A 21,412-nucleotide genomic window follows, 5' to 3' on the forward strand; every position below is an offset into this window, starting at 1 on the left:
CATTCGGTATGACATTGTCCATTTTAGATTGCGCTACATTCGGTATGACATTGCCCAATTGAGGTTGCACTACATTCGGTATGACATTGTCCATTTTAGATTGCGCTACATTCGGTATGACATTGTTTAATTTAGATTGCGCTACGTTTGGTACGATATTGTTCAATTGAGGCTGCACTACATTTTGTATCACATTGTTCAATTGAGATTGCACTCCAACCGACACTACATCCTTTAACTGAGATTGTGCAACATTGGCTAATATATTCGTCAATTGGGGCTGAACAATACTCTGCACTTCACCCACAATTTTCGGTTCATCACTCAATAGACTGCCATTACAGCTTGCATTACTTTGATTCATTTGTGGTAAATTAACATCCATGGGCAATACCATGTTTGCCATAGCCGTTAATAATTGATCGTTATCATTATTTTCCTCTTCTAAATCAGCCGTTGTTTCATTTTTTTCGGTTTCGACATTCAAAGTTTTAGCAAATCCTGTTCCTGACTTGTCAGTTTTAAACATAACTTTAGTATTTACATTTTGAGACATAACGTTTTGTTTTGGTTCAACAGGTACTAGATTTAACACGATGGCCATATTTTCACCTCCTTTCACTCCACAAGGCTAATTAGTATTATTTCCTCTTAACATACTTTGAGAGAGAATAGCAGCTCTCTTCGCATCAAATAATGCTAAAATCTTTGCAACTTGTTCATCTTCCATTTTACTCAAAATAACCAAAACGGTCTCATCATCCATTTGGTTTAAAATAGCTGCTGCCTCATCAGGTTTCATAGTGCCATATAATCTGGATAATTTGGAGATACGTTTTGCTTCTTCTTGCTGTTTTATTTTAGCCTGCTTTTGCAATTCCGTATCATCAATTTTCTTTTTTTCTGGTACTACTTCTTCAGGCTGAAGCACTGGATTAGCGACTGTAGGTACAACCAGATTTTGAGGTACTGTTAAAGGATTTTGTGATTCAACTTCAACAGGTTCAAAATTTGTTTTTGGTTGAGAAAAATATTGACCAATTACAGGATATTGATCAAGTTTCCACTTTTCCACCAAGTCTTGCACATTAATAAATTTTAAATAAATTCCTGCAGCAAAACCTGTAGCGGCAAGTATTAATAAGATAATTAAAATTAATATAACTTTTAATATACGACCTGATTTTTTTTTAGGTTTTTCTACTTTTTCTGATTCTGCATCATTTTTTTTAGTTTTAGTATTATTTTTAATTTTATCAGCCATACATTTTACCTACCTTTGAGGACTCTAAATATACCATTCCTACTTATACTGCGCCATAACTTTCGCTACATAATCCTTCGTTTCCGAATAAGGAGGAACACCATTATATTTTTGCACTGCTTGCGGCCCTGCATTATAAGCAGCTACCACTTTCGTAACATCGCCATCAAAAGTAGTCATCAATTGCTTTAAATAACGTACACCACCATCAATATTCTCTCGAGGGTCTTTACTATTACGAACACCAAGTCCTTGAGCAGTCTCTGGCATCAACTGCATCACTCCGACTGCTCCAGCTGTTGATACAACATCAGGGGATAAACCTGATTCAACTTTAGCCACAGCCATGACCAACTTCGCATCAACCCCATACTTTTTAGCTGTAAATTCAATAATGTTACTTATGTTATCTGAGTTTTTTTGTTGGTTAGTCGTACTGTTATTTTGCCCACTTATACTGGTATTTTTTTCTGCAGTCGCCAGTACAGTAGAAAAATCAGTTACAGAATTAGGCACATTTCCAAACCGCTGCTCAATTGAATTGATACGATCTAAGACTCTACTAATAGCTTGCATATACTCACCTACTTATCTCTTGTATAAATTTGCAAACCAATTTCATCTAGAAGTTTCTGTTCTTCATTCATTGCCTCAATCTGATAATGTTGAAACTTTTTTTCACGAAATTTGTCGACAATTTTATAATTTTTTTCAGCTTCTGCAAGACTTCGTAAACATTCTTGACGATGCTCTTCAGCCTTTACAATACGCTGTTTTTGTACATTAACATCTTCACTGATTTTATCGAAATAATGTCGAAAAGACTTAAATATTTCAATCGATAAAGTCTCCTGTTGACGATTATGAAACAATGTAATACGATCGATTAACTGACTTTCTAACTGCACTAATAAGTCTTTTTCAATACGCAATTGATTCGTTGATTGCAAAAAATCAATCTGTGCTTGTTCTTTTTGCGTCTTTCGAAATTCCAGCAATGTTTCGAGTCGAAAACGGAAGGGTTTCATCTTGTCTACCTCTTAAAAATTCATATTAAGAAATCAATGTCAACAACCTAGAAATCGTCTCATTAATTGTCATTTTCTCCGATACATCTTGCTGCAAGAAAGCCTTCACAGCATCAATTTTAGCAATAGCCAAATCGATACGGGGATTATTTCCTGTTGAATATGCACCGATGTTGATTAAATCTTCAGCTTCACGGTAAGTCGCCATAATCGAGCGCATTTGTTGAGCAGCACTATTATGAGGTTTTTCTGCAATTTCAGTCATTACCCTACTTACACTTGCTAATACATCAATTGCAGGATAATGATTTTGAGCAGCAATACTACGCGACAAGACAATATGTCCATCTAAAATGCTGCGTACAGCATCAGCAATTGGCTCGTTCATATCATCACCATCAACTAAGACAGTATAAATACCAGTAATTGAACCAATCTCACCTGTACCTGAACGTTCCAAAAGCTTTGGTAACATAGCAAAAACTGACGGCGTATAACCACGTGTAGCCGGTGGTTCACCAATTGTCAATCCAACCTCACGTTGGGCCATGGCAAATCGAGTTACTGAATCCATCATCAATACAACATTTAAACCTTGATCACGAAAATACTCAGCAATTGCAGTAGCCGTCATTGCCCCTTTAATGCGAACCAAAGCTGGTTGATCAGAAGTTGCGACCACGACAACAGAACGTTTCAGCCCTTCTTCACCTAAATCTCGTTCGATAAATTCTCTGACTTCTCGTCCCCGTTCACCAATAAGAGCAATTACATTAATATCTGCCTCTGTGTTACGAGCAATCATACCCAATAACGTACTCTTACCAACACCACTACCGGCCATAATACCAACACGTTGACCACGTCCTAAAGTAATGAGACCATCAATAGCTCTTACACCTACCGATAACTTCTCTTCAATACGCAATCGTGCTAAGGGATGAGGTGGAATTTCATGCAAAGGATATTCTTCATTAGCAGGAAGGGCTTCCTTCCCATCAATTGGATTGCCTAAACCATCTAAGATACGTCCTAAAAGATGAGTACCTACATTTACTTTGAGTGTTTGATGAGCGGAAACGACTTCACAACCAGGTCCAATCCCTTGCATTTCACCAATAGGCATCAATAATACCCTATTTTGTCGAAAACCAACAACTTCAGCTGGAATAGGTACTCCTTCATATCGAGGACAAATATAACATAAATCTCCCAAATTAACACTCGGACCTTGTGATTCAATAACAAGTCCCACAATTTGTGTAATTTTACCAACTATTTTTATAGATTCAATATGACTAATTCCATTGAGATATTTTTCTGCATCAAACTTCTTCATTGCGCTAGATCCTGTAAAACTTTTTTTATTGTTTCGAACTGAGTATCAACACGTGCGTCAACCATTCCATAAGAAGTATCAATAACACAGCTACCGCTTGGAATTGTACGATCTGGCGTTATCTTTAACGCATGCTCACGGCCAACCATATTTTGCAAATCTCGTTTAGCCAAGAGTACAGAATCAAAATCATCATTGCTCACACGAATAACAACCTCTTCTTGATCACTTACTTTTTCTAAAGCCGCTTTGACTAGCGGCAACACAACCATCGGATTTTCAGCAATTTCATATGCCAATATTTTCCTTGCAATTGTTAATGCAATATCAACAATCTGTCTCTCAGCATCTTTCATCATATTCCTAGCATCTTGTTCAGTCGCCAGCAACATTTGTTGTGTTTTCGCAATTGCCTCATCAATCTGCAGTTGCATTTCATCATGTCCTGCCTGTCGACCTTGTGCAAGCCCCTCTTGATAACCTTGTTGTTGACCTTCGTTATGACCTTGCTGATAGGCCTCTTCATAGGCTTTTTGTTTAATGACTGCTACTTCTTGATTCGCCTCACGCAAACATTTTTCGGCCGTCATGTTCGCCTCAGCAATGATCGTTGCTACTTCATCGTTTGCTGAATTCAATAATTCGTCAACAATGGAAGTATCGGCAGGATCAGGATCAGATTCAGTTACAAAAGCATGATCAATGACCACAGGCGCCTGTTGCATGGAGACAAATTTTATAATCTTAGACAATGAGTTCGTCCCCTTTACCACGCGCTACAACGATCTCTCCTGATTCTTCAAGGCGACGAATCACATTAACGATTTTCTGTTGTGCTTCCTCTACATCACGAATACGTACGGGCCCCATATATTCAATTTCTTCACGCAACATATCTGCTGCACGTTTAGACATATTTTTATAGATTTTTTCGCCAACTTCATTTGACGAAGCTTTAAGAGCCAATCCCAAATCTTTACTGTCAATTTCACGTAATACCAATTGCAGTGACCGATCATCCAAGAGAACAATATCTTCGAAGACAAACATACGACGTTTAATTTCTTCAGCCAATTCCGGATCTTGAATTTCCAAATTCTCAATAATCGTTCTTTCTGTTGTACGGTCAACACGATTTAGAACTTCAACAATTGAGTCTACCCCGCCAGCAGTTGTAAAATCCTGCGTAACCAGTGAGGATAATTTACGTTCTAAAATACGTTCAACATCTTTAAGAACATCCGGTGAAGTCCGATCCATTGTTGCAATCCGTTTTGCAACATCAACTTGACGGTCAGGTGGTAGCGAAGATAGAATAACTCCGGATTGTTCTGGTTGTAAATAAGACATAATCAAGGCAATGGTTTGTGGATGCTCATTTTGAATAAAATTCAACAATTGAGACGGGTCAGTTTTACGTGCAAAATCAAAAGGTCTGATTTGTAAATTAGCAGTCAAGCGATTAATAATAGCAACTGCCTTTTCTGAACCTAATGCTTTTTCCAATATTTCACGCGCATAATCGAGTCCACCTGAGGAGATATAATCTTTAGCCATCAGCATTTGATGAAATTCATTTAAAATTTTATCTTTCTGATCTTGGGGGACTTTACGCTGATTGGCGATTTCAAGAGTCAGTTTATCAATTTCATCTTCACGCAAATATTTAAAAATTTGTGATGAGACATCAGGCCCAAGAGCTATTAATAGAATTGCTGCTTTTTGTTTATTCGTCATTTCATTCGTTTGATACACTTACTCACCCCCACTCTACTCTTCAGATAACCAAACTTTAATTAATTGTGCAACATCTTCTGGTTTAGATTTTGCCATTTTTTCAATTTCTTGGCGTTGTTCTTCTCTTAATTTTTCTTGAGGCGTTAATTCTCTTCCATCATTATCCATTTCTTCCAATTCTTCTGCCTCGCCAGCTAATAGTTCTATATTAGGGTCTGCATCAGGTTCTTTCCGTCGAGTAAACATACGAATTGCATAGATAATTCCCAAAACAGCTAAGACTGCTAAGGCGATTTTCAACCATAAAGCTTGTTTTTGTTGACTTTCATAATCTTGTTCTTCTTTACGTTGTCGATCAGCCGCTTCAGTATTAAAGGCAATACTTTCTACGGAAACAGTATCACCACGAGCGATATTAACACCGATTGACGACGCCACTATTTTCGAAATACTATCCTGTTGTACTTTATTGATACTCGAATCAACAAGTACTGCTACAGTCAATCGTTTGACAGAGCCTGGTGTAGCGATTACTTTTTCTTTAGTTTCATTTATTTCATAATTGCGTGTTACTTCTTTTTTCTCGTAATTCGATTGTTGAGATGCACCATTCGTAACATAACCAGGTATATTAGACGTTGTACCTGGAACGCCACCAGCAGCTGGTGCAGACCCTTTAAACGTTTCATTAAGATCTTGAGAACTTCGTATAATACCTTTATCATCAACCACTGGTTCAAAAACTTGCCGATCCACAGTACGTTGGTCAAAACTAAGTTCTACATTCACGCGTGCTGCAGCTTTATTCGGTCCTAAGACCTGTTCTAAGAGAGATTGTACGTTTTTTTGCAAATCTTCTTGCACTTTTTTAGTCATTTCAATTTGCGTCAATGTAGCAGCACCAGCAAGACCATTTCCATCGTTTTGATCGTTAAGAACACGTGCCATTTGGTCGATCACGGTTACATTCTCTGGTTTCAGGCCTTGAATACTATGAGCCACTAAATTTACAACACCCTTTATCTGTTCCCGAGATAACTGAGAAGATGGTCTGAGCTTCAGCATAATCGAAGCCGTCGCCGGTTTTTCATTTTTCTTATATAAACTATCCTCCGACAGCACGATATGTACTCTTGCTTTTTCCACCTCAGGCATTTGTTCAATTGTACGTGCTAACTCTCCTTGTAAGGCTTGAACTAAATTGACTTTATTTTGGAATTCTGTTGCACCAAACTTACTTTGCTCAAATATTTCAAACCCTTTATTGCCACGTGGCAATCCTTGACTTGCTAACTCTAGCCTAACTCGATATACATCTTTTGACTGAACCATAATAGCAGTGCCATTTGCACCAATCTCATGGTTTACTTTCATTTCCTTCAATTTCCCTACGATTTCACCAGCATCCTTGGCTTCCAAATCGGTAAATAGAGGTACAAGATCTGGACGCCCCCCCCACCAAAAACTCCACGCTAATACAACAGTAACTATAAGTATGGCCGAACCGAGAATCATGTATTTTTCTCTTTTCCCTAAGTTTTGCCATAAGCGCAGAGACTGTTCTTTCCAATCTGCCATCGTCTCCACCCTTTCAAATTGACAAAAGTATCATTCCATTACACCTGCATACGCATAACTTCTTGATATGCATCAATCATTTTATTACGAACCTGCATCGTCAGCTGTATGGCTATATTAGCCTTTTCAGCAGCAATCGTAACTTGCGAAACATCTTGAAGTTTACCTGCAGCTAAATCAAAAGACGCTTTTGCTGAATCATTTTGCAATTGATTCACTTCACCAAGGGCCTCAGTCAAAAATTCACCAAAATTTTTACTCCCACTTGCAACCTCAGATGCGTTCTGCTCAATTCCTGCAGAACTGACAGGCGTCAGTTTAAGCCCTTCAACACGCATTATTTAATCCTCCTGCTATTTCCCAATTTCTAATGCTTTTAATGCCATGCTTTTCGCAGCATTTAAAACAGTAACATTTGCTTCATAAGCTCTTGTTGCACCAATCATATCCACCATTTCACTTACAATATTCACATTAGGCATTTCTACATAACCTTCTTTATTAGCATCTGGATGCGCTGGATCATAAATCTTACGTGTCGGTGAATTATCTTTAGTTATCCCTGTAACCCTGACGCCACTACCCGCATTTAGGTTTTCAGATAGAACTTGAGCAAAGCTAGCCTCATTCCCCCGTGGCGCAAACGTAACCATCTGTCGACGGTAAGCTCCACCTTCGGCAGTACGAGTCGTATTCACATTCGCAATATTATTTGAAATTACATCCATCCTAAGTCGTTCAGCAGTTAAGCCTGATGCTGCAGAGTCAATAGAACTGAACATTCCCATAAAAATTATCTCCCCTCTTTTATCGCCGACTTAATTCCTGAAAAATAGTTACTTATTTGTTGCACGACCGCATTGTAATAAATGCTATTCTTGGCCAAATCAGCCATTTCTACATCAATATCTACATTATTTCCATCAGTTCGAATAGAAGTATTGCTCATAGTATTAATTTGAGGATTCGGGATACTATCTTTTCCCATTCCTAGATGCCGTTCATTTGTTTTTACCATTGGGAGTTTATCCCCCCCAATAGCATTTTGCAGCATATCTTCAAATGATACTTCACTTTTTTTGTATCCTGGTGTATTTACATTAGCAATATTATTGCTAATCACTTTCTGCCGAAGTGAAGACGCTGACAGTGCTTGTTCTAATACAGCAACGCGTGGTGATGATAAAATTGAATTTAACACTAGAGTCCTCCCCTAATTACATATTGTATCTAAACATTTTACATTTTTCCACATAAATATACATTTTCATATTACCAATTCTACGTAAATCCAAAAATTCCTTTCTCAAAATAAGTATTAAACCTTTATTTTTACATTTTTTGAGAAACCAGGACAAAAGTCTACTTTTTTCTAGGTTTCATAACATAAAAAAGACCAATCAACCACAATGGGGTTCATTGGTCTTCTTTGCGGAATCAAATGCATAACTTTTTCCCGAACAATCGTGAATTANGAGAAACCAGGACAAAAGTCTACTTTTTTCTAGGTTTCATAACATAAAAAAGACCAATCAACCACAATGGGGTTCATTGGTCTTCTTTGCGGAATCAAATGCATAACTTTTTCCCGAACAATCGTGAATTATACTAAGTTATAACTTAGCATAATTCAGTTTTCTTCATTTATATGTTATTTTTTCAATTTCTTTAATTCGTCAAATAATATATCATTTAACACTTTAATGTACGTTCCCTTCATTCCTAGGGATTTAGATTCAATTACACCAGCACTTTCAAACTTGCGTAATGCATTAACGATAACAGAACGGGTAATACCCACACGATCAGCTATCTTACTCGCTACCAATAAACCTTCACTACCATCCAATTCATTTAAAATATGGATTACAGCTTCAAGCTCCGAATAAGAAAGAGTACCGAGAGCAACTTGCACTGTTGCTTTTTTGCGAGCTTCTTCTTCGATTTTCCCACTACGATCTCTTAGAATTTCCATTCCAACAACAGTAGCTCCATATTCTGCTAATATAAGATCGTCAGCACTAAATTCTGAATGAAACTTCGCTACAATCAAAGTACCAATTCGTTCACCAACACCATGAATCGGAACAATAGTAGTAAATTTATCATTAAACAAACACTGAGTTCCTTCACTAAATGAACACATTCCACCTTCGAGACTTAAATTTGGTGAAGTTTCATTAATTCTAAGCAACCAATCTACATAGCGTTCAGGAAATTGACCTTGCAACAAAACCTTATCACGCATTAAATCACATTCAAAGTTATCGACTAAGGCATAACCAAATAACTTACCATCTTTACCAACAATATATATATTAGCACTCATCACAGTACTAAGCAAAGTGGATATTTCATTATATTCCACTTTTTCGGATTTTTGCAGCAATTTATTAATTTTACGAGTACGTTCTAACAATGATATCATAACAAATTCTCCTACCTTTCATTAGGTTATCTCATAACCTATATTATAAAATAAAATGACTCAAATCTTGGTTTACTACAATGTGAGCTAATTTTGCATTAACATATTCCTTATCAATAACAATGATTGTCTCTAGCATGTCAGGAGCTTCAAACGCCAAATCTTCTAATAGTTTTTCCATTACTGTATGTAAACGCCTAGCACCGATATTCTCAGTTTGTGCATTTACTTTAAAAGCAATCTCAGCTATTTCATCAATTGCATCATCTGCAAATTCAATTTTTATGTTTTCAGTTCCTAGCAAACTAATATATTGTTTAATTAATGCATTAGCTGGTTCAGTTAATATTTCTTTAAAGTCTTCTTTCGATAAACTGGTTAGTTCAACGCGGATTGGAAATCGTCCTTGCAATTCAGGAATTAACTCTGATGGTTTCGCAGTGTGAAAAGCTCCTGCTGCCATAAATAAAATATGATCAGTCTTAAGAGATCCATACTTTGTTACGACTGTGGAACCTTCAACGATCGGCAAAATATCACGTTGCACTCCTTCGCGTGATACATCTGGTCCTGAAGAATGTCCTCTTCCAACAATCTTATCAATTTCGTCCAGGAAAATAATTCCAGAATTTTCAGCCAAATCAAGAGCGGCAATAATCACTTCATCCATATCAATAAGCTTTTGAGCTTCTTCTTGGATAAATATCTTGCGAGCATTTGCCACCGTAACTTTACGTTTGCTCTGTTTTTTAGGCAATAAACCACCTAGTATATCTTGAATATTAATTCCCATTTCTTCAATTCCTGTTCCTGAAAAAGCCGCCATCATGGGATTGCTATTGTCTTCTACTATTATTTCAATAAATTCATTTTCCAATTCACCATTCGCTAAACGTTTTTGCCAATACTCATGGTCGCTATCAGTAAATTCCACTTTTTCAGGCAAAATATTTTTTTCTGCCTCATTAGCCACCCTTGCGTCACCAAATAATATCTCAAAAGGATTGCGCACAGGTTGTTTTTTTACTGATGGTAAGAAAAATTCTAAAATGCGTTCTGTAGCAAATCGGGTTGCCTTATCACTTACTTCAAATAATTTTTCTTGTTTTACCATACGAATGGCAATTTCTATTAAATCACGAATCATGGATTCAACATCGCGCCCTACATATCCAACTTCAGTGAATTTAGTTGCTTCTACTTTTACAAAGGGCGCATTCACTAACTTAGCCAAACGCCTCGCAATTTCTGTTTTACCTACACCAGTTGGACCAATCATCAATATATTCTTCGGAATTATTTCATCTTTTAAAACAGTAGCTAGTTGCTTACTACGCCAGCGATTACGAAGTGCTATAGCGACTGATTTTTTCGCTTGCTTTTGTCCTACAATATATTTGTCTAATTCCACCACAATTTGTCTAGGTGTCATTTCAGTCAATATCACCACTCCTTTTTATAGCTCCTCAACTGTAATATGATCATTTGTATAAACACAAATAGTTGATGCAATTTGGAGTGCTTCTTTAACAATTTCGGAGGCAGACAAAGTAGAATGTTGTAGCAGAGCCCGTGCAGCTGCTAAGGCATATGAACCACCTGAACCAATTGCCGTAACGCCGTCATCGGGTTCTATAACCTCACCATTCCCTGATATAATCAACATATGTTGATCATCTGTAACAATAAGTAATGCTTCTAATCGCCGTAATACTCTATCCATACGCCATTCTTTGGCTAATTCGACTGCTGCACGCATTAAGTTTCCATTAAACTCTTCTAACTTAGATTCAAATTTACTAAATAATGTAAATGCATCAGCTACTGACCCGGCGAATCCGGCTAACACTTTCCCATGATATAAGCGGCGAACTTTTTTAGCATTATGTTTCATAACAGTATTACCACCAAAAGTGACTTGCCCATCACCCGCAATTGCTGTTTTCCCTTGATGCTTTACAGCAATAATCGTCGTGGCATGAAACATAAGACCACCTCCTGCTCCCTTAGGGATATCGCTATAATGCTACAGGTTCCTTACTTTTTCCTTATTCATCGAATCAAAAATTACCTCACGAACACCCTGTAATTCAGCAAATTAATCGTGTAACATCTGCCAGTTAATTCATTACGGAGTGCTGTGAGGCGTTTCATAATATCACGTACAAGGCAAACTATACTTTTATGTCGAAATATGCGACTATCTCGATTAATTCATAGTAGCATAATATCATAAATTACGCAAGATTATTATCCAATTTTTCTCTGAAATTTTCTAATGCAAGTAAAGCTCGTTCAGCAATCAAGCCATTCTTTACTTTTTTATCTTTAATTCGTTCTTCGAGTGGTGGTAATAGTCCAAAATTTATATTCATCGGTTGGAAATGCTTAGCATCTGTATTGGTAATGTATTGACACAAAGCGCCATGTGCGGTTTCTCTAGGAAATACGACTAGTTCACGCTCTGCTAAAAGTCGACTTGCATTAATTCCTGCTACAAGTCCTGAAGCAGCTGATTCAACATATCCTTCAACTCCTGTGATTTGTCCTGCAAAAAACACATTGGGTTTATCCGTCATTTGCAATGTAGATCGTAATAATTGAGGTGAATTAATGAAAGTATTACGGTGCATCACACCTAACCGAACAAACTCTGCTTTTTCAAGACCTGGAATGAGTCGGAAAACTCGTTCTTGCTCTGGCCATTTCAAATGTGTCTGAAATCCCACAATATTATATAAGGTTCCCGCAAAATTATCTTGACGCAATTGTATCACTGCATATGGTCTTGCACCCGTAATAGGATGTTCTAAGCCCACTGGTTTTAGAGGACCAAAACGTAAAGTGTCAATACCTCGACTCGCCATTTCTTCGACGGGCATACAACCTTCAAAAAATATAGGTTTTTCAAAATTTTTAACAGGTACTGTTTCTGCACTCGTTAATTCATTCCAAAACGTTGTATATTCTTCTTTACTCATAGGACAATTTAAATAATCATCATCACCTTTCCCATAACGAGAAGCCCGATATACTTTTTCCATATCAAGAGATTCACCAACGATAATTGGTGCAGCTGCATCATAGAAATAAAGATATTGGCGACCAGTCATCTGCCCAATTGCTTCTGATAAGTTAGGAGATGTCAAAGGTCCACTCGCAATAATAAGCGGTGCGTTCTCTGGGATTTCCTTTACCTCTTGGTTAACAATTTTCACTCGAGGATGTTTTTTAAGAGTATCTGTTACATATTTGCTAAAAGCCTCTCGATCTACAGCAAGTGCTCCACCTGCGGGAACTTTTGTAGCATCTGCAGCTTTGATGATTAATGAATTGAGTCTGCGCATTTCCTCTTTTAGCAATCCTACCGCATTTTCAACTGCAGCACCACGTAAAGAATTACTACAAACCAATTCTGCAAATTGATCAGTGTGATGCGCCGGAGGCATCGTGTGAGGTCTCATCTCATATAATTCAACATCAAAACCGGCCTCTGCGACTTGCCATGCAGCTTCACTACCAGCTAATCCTGCTCCAATAATAGTTACTTTAGACACTTTATTTCCTCCGATTATTATCTTATTCTGACTTTGTTTTTTCTTTCTTTTTCGTGGCAACAGTTCCTTTTACTTTTGTCTTAGCCTTAGTTGCAGTTTTTGCTTTTTTTACGACATTGGCAACCTTTTTTTCCGCAATAACTGGGCGTGTAGTACAGGCTTCATTACTGCATAAAGTGTTCGATTGACCATTTTTCAAATTATGTTTTAGCATAAATGCACCACAAGTTTGGCAATTTTCTTTTAATGGCATATCCCATGTCATAAAATCACACGTAGGATAATTTTGACACCCATAAAATATTTTACCACGTTTCGTTTTTCGCTCAACAATATTACCAGAGCACTTAGAACATGATACTCCTGTTTCTTTTAAAATGGCCTTTGTGTTACGACACTCAGGAAAACCTGGGCAAGCTAAGAAGTCGCCATAACGACCATGTTTCACGACCATATATTTCCCACAATTTTCACACTGTACATCAGATATTTCAACAGGCAGTTCAACATGACCAATTTCTTCTTCTGCATGGGCCAAATCAACAGCAAACCAGGTATAAAAATCTCGTAATAATTCAACCCGCGAACCTTTACCCTCTGCAATTTCATCCAAATTATTTTCCATATTTGCAGTAAATTCAACATCAATAATCGTTTTAAAATATTGTTTTAACAAATCCAGCACAACAAAACCAAGTTCCGTCGGTTCGAATTTCTTATCAACACGTACTACATAACCTCTTGCTAAAATGGTTTCAATAATTGGTGCATAGGTACTCGGGCGACCAATCCCTTTTTCCTCTAGTACTTTTACCAATGTTGCCTCTGTATAACGCGGTGGTGGTTCTGTAAAATGCTGTTTGGGGATAATTTTATCTAAATTCAAAATCTGACCAACAGTGAGTGCTGGTAATGTAATATCTTTCTCCTTTTCTTCATCATCTTTACTTTCAATATATACTGCCATAAAGCCAGGAAATTTCACTGTCGAACCATTAGCTCTTAAACCAAAGTGACTCGCAGTAATATCAATTGTCAATGTATCATAAATAGCAGCTGTCATTTGACTAGCAATAGTTCGTTCCCAAATGAGAGTATATAATCGTAGCTGTTCTTTTGAAAGATACTTTACCAATCGATCAGGAGGCAATTCAAAATTACTTGGACGTATAGCTTCATGAGCATCTTGCGATTTTTTATTCAAATAGACCGGACTTTTTTCAGGTAAATAACTTTGGCCATATTTAAGTTCAACGTACTTACGGATATCTTGTTGTGCTGATTCAGCAAGACGGACAGAATCAGTACGCATATATGTAATGAGTCCTACATGACCTAAACTGCCAAGTTCTAAGCCTTCATATAATTGTTGAGCAATCATCATCGTTTTACGTGAAGTAAAACCAAGCTTACGTACTGCCTCTTGCTGTAAACTACTTGTAGTAAATGGAGCTGCAGGATTCCGCTTACGTTCCCGGCGTTTTACATCAACAACTGTAAATTCAGCCTGTTCTAATTCCGCTTTAATCTTTTCTGCTTGACTTTCATCCTCAACTTTAGCTTTTTTACCATCAATTAATGTGAGTTGTGCTTCAAATAATACTGATTTTGGTTTCTCACGCATTTTTGCCGTTATTGACCAATACTCTTCTGAAATAAAAGCTTTAATTTCTTTTTCTCGATCACAAATAATTCTGACTGCTACTGATTGAACACGTCCGGCACTCAGACCTTTACGAACTTTGCGCCATAATAAAGGACTCAATTGATAGCCCACCATTCGATCTAACAAACGTCTCGCTTGTTGAGCATCAACTCGTTCAATATCAATCGGTCTAGGATGTTTTACAGCATTCTGAATTGTTGATTTAGTAATTTCATTAAACTCAATTCGACAGGCTTGATCTTCTGGTATATTTAAAATATGAGCTAAATGCCAAGCAATTGCTTCTCCTTCACGATCCGGGTCAGATGCGAGATAGACTTTATCAACTGCTTTGGCTGCACTTTTAAGACTTTTTATAATATCGCCTTTACCCCTTATATTAATATATTTAGGCGTAAAATCCTTGTCAACGTCAACACCAAATTGACTTTTAGGCAAATCTCGTAAATGTCCCATCGAAGCTCTTACTATATAATTTTTACCCAAAAATTTCTCAATTGTCTTTGCTTTAGCTGGTGACTCAACGATAACTAATGCTTTACTCACTTAATTCCCTCCTTAGCGATACGCAAATAACGCTTTCCACTATGCTCTATCGCTAACCCACGTAATTCGAGCTGTAATAATATATATGTAACTGTTGCTGGATTTAATGTAGCTTTCATTATAATTTCTTCAATTCCAAGTGGAATATCACAGGCAAGAATTCCATAAATAGTTTCTTCGTCTGCACTTAATTCTAAAGCAGCTCCTTTACGTGTACCAAATCCAGTAGGATACTCTTCTAAAATATCTGCAGTACAATCCGTTAATTTAGCCCCTTGCTTTATTAGTCGATGTGTACCTTTGCTTGACTCTGAAAAAATACTACCTGGCACTGCAAATACATCGCGCCCTTCTTCTAATGCAAAATCTGCAGTAATCAATGCACCACTTTTTTCAGCCGCTTCAACAACAACTACACCACGCGATAATCCATTAATAATTCGATTACGGGCAGGAAAATGTCCTGGATGTGCTAGAGTACCTGGTGGATATTCTGAAATTACAGAACCACATTCTGCAATATGAGCAAGCAGTTTACTATTTTCTGGAGGATAACAAACATCAACTCCGCAGCCGAGTACAGCGATTGTATATCCTTTAGTCAGTGCCCCCTGATGAGCCGCCGTATCAATACCGCGCGCTGCACCACTCACTACCCAAATTCCAGCTTCAGCAAGTTCAGCTCCCATCATATGGGCAATATTTTTACCATAAGGTGTGGCATGCCGAGCTCCAACTATAGCAATTGCATTTTCATTTATTGGTAACGTACCACGATAATAGAGTACATAAGGAGAATTAAATGTATTCATTAATAGCGTAGGATACTCTAAATCCGTTAACAAACAAATATGAATGCCCTTTTTTTCCCATTCGCGCGCTAATTGATCGATATCAATCTTTTCTCGATGTATGAGTATTTTATTGCAGATTGTTTCATTTAAACATCCACATAAAACTAAATCTCGTTGATTAGCTTGCCAAACCTGTTGGGCATTACCAAAAAATGATAGTAAGGACTTCAAATGTGCATGACCAATACCAGATACCATTTGCAGTGCCGCTAGATATACTTTATCCATCGTTTCTCCACCATCTCGATAATCTATTAGTATTTCCTATTATCCCCAACAAGTAGCAATATAAAACAATGGTAATTATAGCACATCTAGATAGTGCATACCAATAAAAATGTCAATATATATCTATTCTACTAAATATTTTCACTATATATTCATTAAATAGTATGATTTTTTCAGTTATCATTGTATTGATGTCTTTTTTACTTAAAAGTATTAATCTACATCTTAGAAAAAATATATTCGGCAATCTCCTGTGCAGCTCTTGGTCGACTGAGTTCTAATGCATTTTGTTGTAAATTTTTCAACATGTTAGGTTCTTCAATCAATAATTTTTTTATCATTTTTTTTATCTCTTCTAATGAATCAACACGCAAGGCCGCCTGACACTCTGCTAAATAATGAGTATTTCCTTCTTCTTGCCCTGGGATTGGACGATAAATTAACATTGGTAACCCATAACAGAGAGTTTCTGCAGTTGTCATCCCTCCAGGTTTTGAAATAATCAAGTCCGAAATTGCCATCAACTCGCTAATATTATCTACATATCCTAAGATTTGCACTCGTTGGCGTAATTTAGGTTGTAAAGCCGACAGTTTATGATAGATGCTTTCATTATGACCTGCCACAACGATAATTTGTAATTCTGTATCAATCTCTTCGCAACATAGGATAATCTCATCCATGGGTAACATTCCAGCTCCGCCACCCATAATTAAAATGGTTTTATGTTGAAGATCAAATGTTAGCTCTTTCAATATAAGTTGTTTATCAGGCATTTGAGAAAATTTTTCATCGACGGGAATCCCTATCACTTTTATCGAATTCTGTGCTATACCATGTAGAGTTAAAAAATCAGCCATCGCCTCATTTGCCACTATATAATTTTTTATCTCAGGATAAATCCACAATCGATGAACAACAAAATCAGTGACCACTGCAATCACCGGAACTTTAATTTTATTTTTTTTTATTAAATGGGCAATAAGACCTGCGGGCGTAGCATGAGTGCATACAATTGCAACTGGATTATATTCCATAATATATTTTTCCATATGGCTAGCTAAGTAAGCACTAACCACTTTACGACCTACTAGAGCGAAGTAGCTTTCATTTCCCCAACTATAAGCCATGCCATATAGTTTAGGAAAAATCTTTAAAATCTTCAGATATGTCTTTAAAATAATATTTCCTATATACGGATTAAAAAAATCAAAAACATTTGCTATCTTCGTTTCAATATGAGTGGATTCTTTGCATAATGCAGAACTGACTGCTTGGGCAGCTTTGATATGACCTGCGCCAACAGGAGCACTTATAAATAATATCTTAGATGATGTCGCCAAGTAGCCTGATCCTCCCTATTCTACAATGGTAGTAATTCTAAACTAAGTTGTTCATACAAAACCACGTCACTCTTATCACATATTCTACTAAGTAATTCTCCAGGAGTTAATCCGCGATCAACTTTTATTTCTCCTGCAATTTCTTGAAGAGGTATGAGAACAAAAGCTCTTTCACATAAGCGAGGATGAGGTACATTTAATACCTCATCCTGAATCATCAGATCATGATAAACTAGAATATCAATATCAATATTCCTTGGCCCCCAACGTTGATCACGAACTCTTCCCATTTGACATTCCACATCTAAACAAACCTCAAGTAACTCAAGAGGTGATAACGTCGTATCAATGTGGATAGCCCCATTTAGAAAATCAGGTTGATTGGTTACACCTACTGGTTTTGTCTCATATAAAGATGATATGTTAGTAAGCGATATTTTTTGATGCTGACTAAGTTTTTGAATTGCTGTGAGAATATTTTTCTTTCGATCACCAATATTGGAACCTAGACCAATTAAAATCATGAGTCTATTTTCTCCTCTGAGTTTCAACTTGAACATAATCCAGTGGTCCTGGTATAGCAACTGCAGGTTTTCGAATTCTTATAACAACTTCCGTTGCTATCGTTGTTTTTAAAATATTCTCTGCGATATGAGCCCCTAGTGCTTCAATTAATTGAAAACGATGATTTTCCATAACTTGTTTAATTTGACTGTAAACAGCTGTATAATCAATCGTATCAAGAAGATTATCAGTACTTCCTGCCAAACTCAAATCTGCATGCATTTCAACATCCACATAAAATCGTTGTCCCTGCTCACGTTCATATTCATAAACACCATGAAAACCATAGAACATCATATTTTGCAATAAAATTTTATTACTCATTATCCATCACTCCTCATCATCATATCTGTCATTTTTGCAACACGAGCCATTGCTTTCACATCATGGACCCTAATAATATTACTACCTTTTGTAATCCCTACAGATACTGTAGCACCTGTTCCTTCTACTCGATCTTCAACTGGAAGATTTAATACATCACCAATAAATCTTTTACGTGAAGTTCCAAGTAAAATAGGGCAACCTAATGATTTTAATTCTTCTAATCGGGACATAACAGTTAAATTTTGTTCAATTGTTTTTCCAAATCCGATACCAGGATCAACAATGAATCGATTTAAATCAATACCTGCTTCTAAACCAATCGTAATGCTAGTTCGTAAAAAATCACAGATATGAGACATAATATCCCGTTCATAGTCAGTTCCTTCTTGATTGTGCATAATAACAACGGGTACATCATATTGAGCCACTACCTTGGCCATTTCACTATCCAACTGTAAGCCCCATACATCATTGATCATATGCGCACCTAATTTTAGAGCTTCACGTGCTACGCTTCCCTTATATGTATCAACTGATACAGGTACGGTCGATACAGACAATACCTTTTCTAGCAAAGGTGCTAACCGTTCTAGTTCTTCTTCTGCTGATATTTTTTGTGAAGAACCATAAGGTCGTGTTGACTCAGCTCCAATATCAATGATATCAGCTCCATCTTGGATCATTTCTTCTACACGCCTTAACGCAGCATCCATTGTATTATATCGGCCACCATCGGAAAAAGAATCAGGTGTGAGATTCAAAATCCCCATCACTAAAGTCCGCTTAGGTTTAATACACATTGAATGGTTATTCCAAGAATATTCACGTTTTGGAAATTGTTCATTGATATGTAAGACTTCTTCAATCGCTTGAGCTACTTTCGGTAAGCCCCATGGTTGAACTTTAAGTTGTGCTAATGCCAACTTATATTGTTTTAATGTAGCACATATTAAAACATCTGTATACTCTATGCTAAGATCTGCAGTCCCTCTTGCAACAGCAACTTCTCCACCTTTTGCTAAAAATGTCTGTTTTAGAAGGTTAGCATTCTTACTTAAAATTTTCTCCAGTTTTATAATTTTAAATAGAGCCTTATTTGACATAATATGAATGCCAACTTTATCACATTTTATTTTAGAAAGTTCTTGCTCTGCTTGTTGAATATTATGTATTTCGATAATATGTGCGTTAAAAGCCATTACATCCTCCTTTTAAAATATCTTATTATTATATCACAGCAAATTTTATTATTATGATCCCTTTCATTTTTCTATGTAATTTATCCAATTCATTGCAATTAAATCAATGATTGCCAAAGTATTTGCATTTATTGTATCATAAATACACTCCATAATGAAAATTATAAGATAAAAAGACTTGGTTTTTGACGGCCAAGTCTTTTTGTTTTTTAATATTTATATGATTGTACAGCACGATGAATGCATTGATAAGCATCAGACAAATTTTCTTTATCGACAAAAGTGATATTCGTTACACTCATATCAGCACTGATTAACTCTAAATAATTATTTTTCATTGTTACTTTTGATAATAAATTATAGGATTTCACAAACCATTGATAGTTTGTACTGGCTATTTCTTTATAAACAAAATAAATGTTTTTGTCTGTTATAACTAATGCGCCCTCAATATTTTCTTTATAAGTACCAGGAAAAACACCTTGAATACAATCACCTAACCATAAATTTATTGGCATATTTTCTATAATTTGTCGCGTCTTTACATTTAATTTATCAAAAAAATTACAAACTTCTTCTACTGACGGTTTATGATTAAAATCTCCTTGTATAATGCTAATACTTGCTTCCTCTTCTTTAAATATTTGACTAAAATCAGGTATATCTTGCCCCTTCGCTTTATAAATAATAATACTTGGTATATTATCAACCGCTAATCGAATGGCAAAGTAACCACGTAATAATACTTTTTCTAATTTCCTAACTAAATCTTGTTTATTGGGAGCATCTTTTAGGACAATGCTATAGTATTCAGAGTCAATTAATTTTTCCATACTGATTTTTCCATATTTATCAATTGAAATTTCTGTAGGTACTTTATTCATTAGATTCTTTTTTTCATCTTTTTGCAATTCGTCAACAGTATTATTTTCTAATATAATACTACCGCCACAAAATGGACAATATTTAATCATCGTATATTGAGGTATATGAGCACCGCAAAAAGGGCAATATTTATAATTTGCATAAGGCATTAGAATACACCTCACTTACTTTTTAAATTTACATATTCTTCAGTCTTCAAACATATACTATTTTACCTTAATAGTATAAATACAGCAATCATTAATTAATGAGACTGGCGAGAATACCTCATCTGAAGCATTCTCACCAATCTCAGAAACGATAAAAAATAAGAAAAAAGCACCTTTCATAAAATGAAGGGTGCTTTTTAAAAAATGGCTCCTGGAGTAGGACTCGAACCTACGACCGATCGGTTAACAGCCGATTGCTCTACCAACTGAGCTATCCAGGAATAAAACCAGCAACTACTTATCCTCCCAGGCCGTTTCCAGCCAAGTACTTTCAGCGTATATGGGCTTAACTACTGTGTTCGGTATGGGAACAGGTGGAACCCCATAGCTATCGCCACTGGATTTATAGAGGTAAACATCTCAAAGAGTATGCTCCCTCAAAACTCCACAGAAGCAGCGAACCAAAACTTTGATAAAAGTTTTTCGTGAGTCGCTTCGTTAACACGTTAGTGTTAACATCATTCGTACTTCACAACGATTCACATAAGCAAAAATATTTTAGGATTAATTGAGTTAGCACAACGTGCTAACAAATTTAAGTCAAGCCCTCGACCTATTAGTACCAGTCAGCTGAATCCATTGCTGGACTTACACACCTGGCCTATCAACCTTGTCATCTACAAGGGGTCTTACTTCTTACGAATGAGAGATCTCATCTTA

Annotated in this window: 22 protein-coding genes, 1 tRNA gene and 2 rRNA genes; all 25 read right to left on the reverse strand. The window is 36.5% G+C overall.

What is annotated here, in order from left to right:
* Nucleotides 1-604: hypothetical protein (locus ACAN52_RS21205; protein ID WP_378957099.1), on the reverse strand; the 604-nt coding region annotated here is incomplete at its 3' end.
* Between the two features lie 27 nt (nucleotides 605-631).
* The gene (locus ACAN52_RS21210) at nucleotides 632-1,264 is read right to left on the reverse strand and encodes a MotE family protein (RefSeq protein ID WP_378957101.1); all 633 of its coding nucleotides are present in this window, start codon (nucleotides 1,262-1,264) and stop codon (nucleotides 632-634) included.
* A gap of 39 nt (nucleotides 1,265-1,303) precedes the next feature.
* Entirely contained in the window at nucleotides 1,304-1,840 is a 537-nt protein-coding gene (locus ACAN52_RS21215; RefSeq protein ID WP_378957102.1) for a lytic transglycosylase domain-containing protein, read from the reverse strand.
* Between the two features lie 8 nt (nucleotides 1,841-1,848).
* Complete coding sequence (fliJ, locus tag ACAN52_RS21220; RefSeq protein ID WP_378957104.1) at nucleotides 1,849-2,292, reverse strand: flagellar export protein FliJ; 444 nt, start codon at nucleotides 2,290-2,292, stop codon at nucleotides 1,849-1,851.
* 25 nt (nucleotides 2,293-2,317) lie between these two features.
* Nucleotides 2,318-3,631, reverse strand: a complete 1,314-nt coding sequence (fliI, locus tag ACAN52_RS21225) for a flagellar protein export ATPase FliI (protein WP_378957106.1) — start codon at nucleotides 3,629-3,631, stop codon at nucleotides 2,318-2,320.
* The gene (locus tag ACAN52_RS21230; protein ID WP_378957107.1) at nucleotides 3,628-4,383 is read right to left on the reverse strand and encodes a FliH/SctL family protein; all 756 of its coding nucleotides are present in this window, start codon (nucleotides 4,381-4,383) and stop codon (nucleotides 3,628-3,630) included. The genes fliI and ACAN52_RS21230 overlap by 4 nt, the downstream gene beginning before the upstream one ends.
* The gene (fliG, locus tag ACAN52_RS21235) at nucleotides 4,376-5,386 is read right to left on the reverse strand and encodes a flagellar motor switch protein FliG (protein ID WP_378957108.1); all 1,011 of its coding nucleotides are present in this window, start codon (nucleotides 5,384-5,386) and stop codon (nucleotides 4,376-4,378) included. The genes ACAN52_RS21230 and fliG overlap by 8 nt, the downstream gene beginning before the upstream one ends.
* A 15-nt stretch (nucleotides 5,387-5,401) precedes the next feature.
* A complete protein-coding gene (gene fliF / locus ACAN52_RS21240) occupies nucleotides 5,402-6,946 on the reverse strand; it encodes a flagellar basal-body MS-ring/collar protein FliF (protein WP_378957109.1) in 1,545 nt (514 codons plus the stop codon).
* A gap of 38 nt (nucleotides 6,947-6,984) precedes the next feature.
* Nucleotides 6,985-7,284: a flagellar hook-basal body complex protein FliE gene (fliE, locus tag ACAN52_RS21245; protein ID WP_378957110.1), complete on the reverse strand. Its 300-nt coding sequence runs from the start codon at nucleotides 7,282-7,284 to the stop codon at nucleotides 6,985-6,987.
* Nucleotides 7,285-7,299: 15 nt separating this feature from the next.
* Nucleotides 7,300-7,734: a flagellar basal body rod protein FlgC gene (flgC, locus tag ACAN52_RS21250; RefSeq protein ID WP_378957111.1), complete on the reverse strand. Its 435-nt coding sequence runs from the start codon at nucleotides 7,732-7,734 to the stop codon at nucleotides 7,300-7,302.
* 5 nt (nucleotides 7,735-7,739) lie between these two features.
* Nucleotides 7,740-8,147 (reverse strand): flagellar basal body rod protein FlgB, encoded by a 408-nt coding sequence (flgB, locus tag ACAN52_RS21255; RefSeq protein ID WP_378957112.1) that lies wholly within the window; start codon nucleotides 8,145-8,147, stop codon nucleotides 7,740-7,742.
* Between the two features lie 450 nt (nucleotides 8,148-8,597).
* Nucleotides 8,598-9,374 (reverse strand): GTP-sensing pleiotropic transcriptional regulator CodY, encoded by a 777-nt coding sequence (codY, locus tag ACAN52_RS21260; protein ID WP_378957113.1) that lies wholly within the window; start codon nucleotides 9,372-9,374, stop codon nucleotides 8,598-8,600.
* Nucleotides 9,375-9,417: 43 nt separating this feature from the next.
* On the reverse strand, nucleotides 9,418-10,815 hold the full coding sequence (gene hslU, locus ACAN52_RS21265; protein ID WP_378957114.1) for an ATP-dependent protease ATPase subunit HslU: 1,398 nt from the start codon (nucleotides 10,813-10,815) through the stop codon (nucleotides 9,418-9,420).
* A gap of 15 nt (nucleotides 10,816-10,830) precedes the next feature.
* Complete coding sequence (hslV, locus tag ACAN52_RS21270; protein WP_378957116.1) at nucleotides 10,831-11,361, reverse strand: ATP-dependent protease subunit HslV; 531 nt, start codon at nucleotides 11,359-11,361, stop codon at nucleotides 10,831-10,833.
* Nucleotides 11,362-11,611: 250 nt separating this feature from the next.
* Nucleotides 11,612-12,931 (reverse strand): FADH(2)-oxidizing methylenetetrahydrofolate--tRNA-(uracil(54)-C(5))-methyltransferase TrmFO, encoded by a 1,320-nt coding sequence (gene trmFO, locus ACAN52_RS21275; protein WP_378957117.1) that lies wholly within the window; start codon nucleotides 12,929-12,931, stop codon nucleotides 11,612-11,614.
* 22 nt (nucleotides 12,932-12,953) lie between these two features.
* Entirely contained in the window at nucleotides 12,954-15,143 is a 2,190-nt protein-coding gene (gene topA, locus ACAN52_RS21280) for a type I DNA topoisomerase (RefSeq protein WP_378957118.1), read from the reverse strand.
* Nucleotides 15,140-16,225, reverse strand: coding sequence for a DNA-processing protein DprA (gene dprA, locus ACAN52_RS21285; protein ID WP_378957119.1), 1,086 nt, complete (start codon nucleotides 16,223-16,225; stop codon nucleotides 15,140-15,142). Before dprA ends, topA begins: the two co-directional genes overlap by 4 nt.
* A gap of 218 nt (nucleotides 16,226-16,443) precedes the next feature.
* Complete coding sequence (locus ACAN52_RS21290; RefSeq protein WP_378957121.1) at nucleotides 16,444-17,568, reverse strand: glycosyltransferase; 1,125 nt, start codon at nucleotides 17,566-17,568, stop codon at nucleotides 16,444-16,446.
* Nucleotides 17,569-17,588: 20 nt separating this feature from the next.
* The gene (gene folK / locus ACAN52_RS21295; protein ID WP_378957122.1) at nucleotides 17,589-18,092 is read right to left on the reverse strand and encodes a 2-amino-4-hydroxy-6-hydroxymethyldihydropteridine diphosphokinase; all 504 of its coding nucleotides are present in this window, start codon (nucleotides 18,090-18,092) and stop codon (nucleotides 17,589-17,591) included.
* A 4-nt stretch (nucleotides 18,093-18,096) separates the two neighbouring features.
* Nucleotides 18,097-18,456, reverse strand: coding sequence for a dihydroneopterin aldolase (gene folB / locus ACAN52_RS21300; RefSeq protein WP_378957123.1), 360 nt, complete (start codon nucleotides 18,454-18,456; stop codon nucleotides 18,097-18,099).
* Entirely contained in the window at nucleotides 18,456-19,658 is a 1,203-nt protein-coding gene (gene folP, locus ACAN52_RS21305; RefSeq protein ID WP_378957124.1) for a dihydropteroate synthase, read from the reverse strand. Before folP ends, folB begins: the two co-directional genes overlap by 1 nt.
* A gap of 209 nt (nucleotides 19,659-19,867) precedes the next feature.
* Nucleotides 19,868-20,692 (reverse strand): zinc ribbon domain-containing protein, encoded by an 825-nt coding sequence (locus ACAN52_RS21310; protein WP_378957125.1) that lies wholly within the window; start codon nucleotides 20,690-20,692, stop codon nucleotides 19,868-19,870.
* Between the two features lie 205 nt (nucleotides 20,693-20,897).
* Nucleotides 20,898-20,973: transfer RNA gene (locus tag ACAN52_RS21315), tRNA-Asn, on the reverse strand.
* A 4-nt stretch (nucleotides 20,974-20,977) separates the two neighbouring features.
* Nucleotides 20,978-21,094: ribosomal RNA gene (gene rrf, locus ACAN52_RS21320) — 5S ribosomal RNA — on the reverse strand.
* A gap of 194 nt (nucleotides 21,095-21,288) precedes the next feature.
* Nucleotides 21,289-21,412, reverse strand: a 23S ribosomal RNA gene (locus ACAN52_RS21325); the annotation flags it as partial.

Origin of the sequence: Pelosinus sp. sgz500959, assembly GCF_042610375.1 — a bacterium.
In the GTDB taxonomy this organism is placed as follows: Bacteria; Bacillota; Negativicutes; order DSM-13327; family DSM-13327; genus CTSoil-075.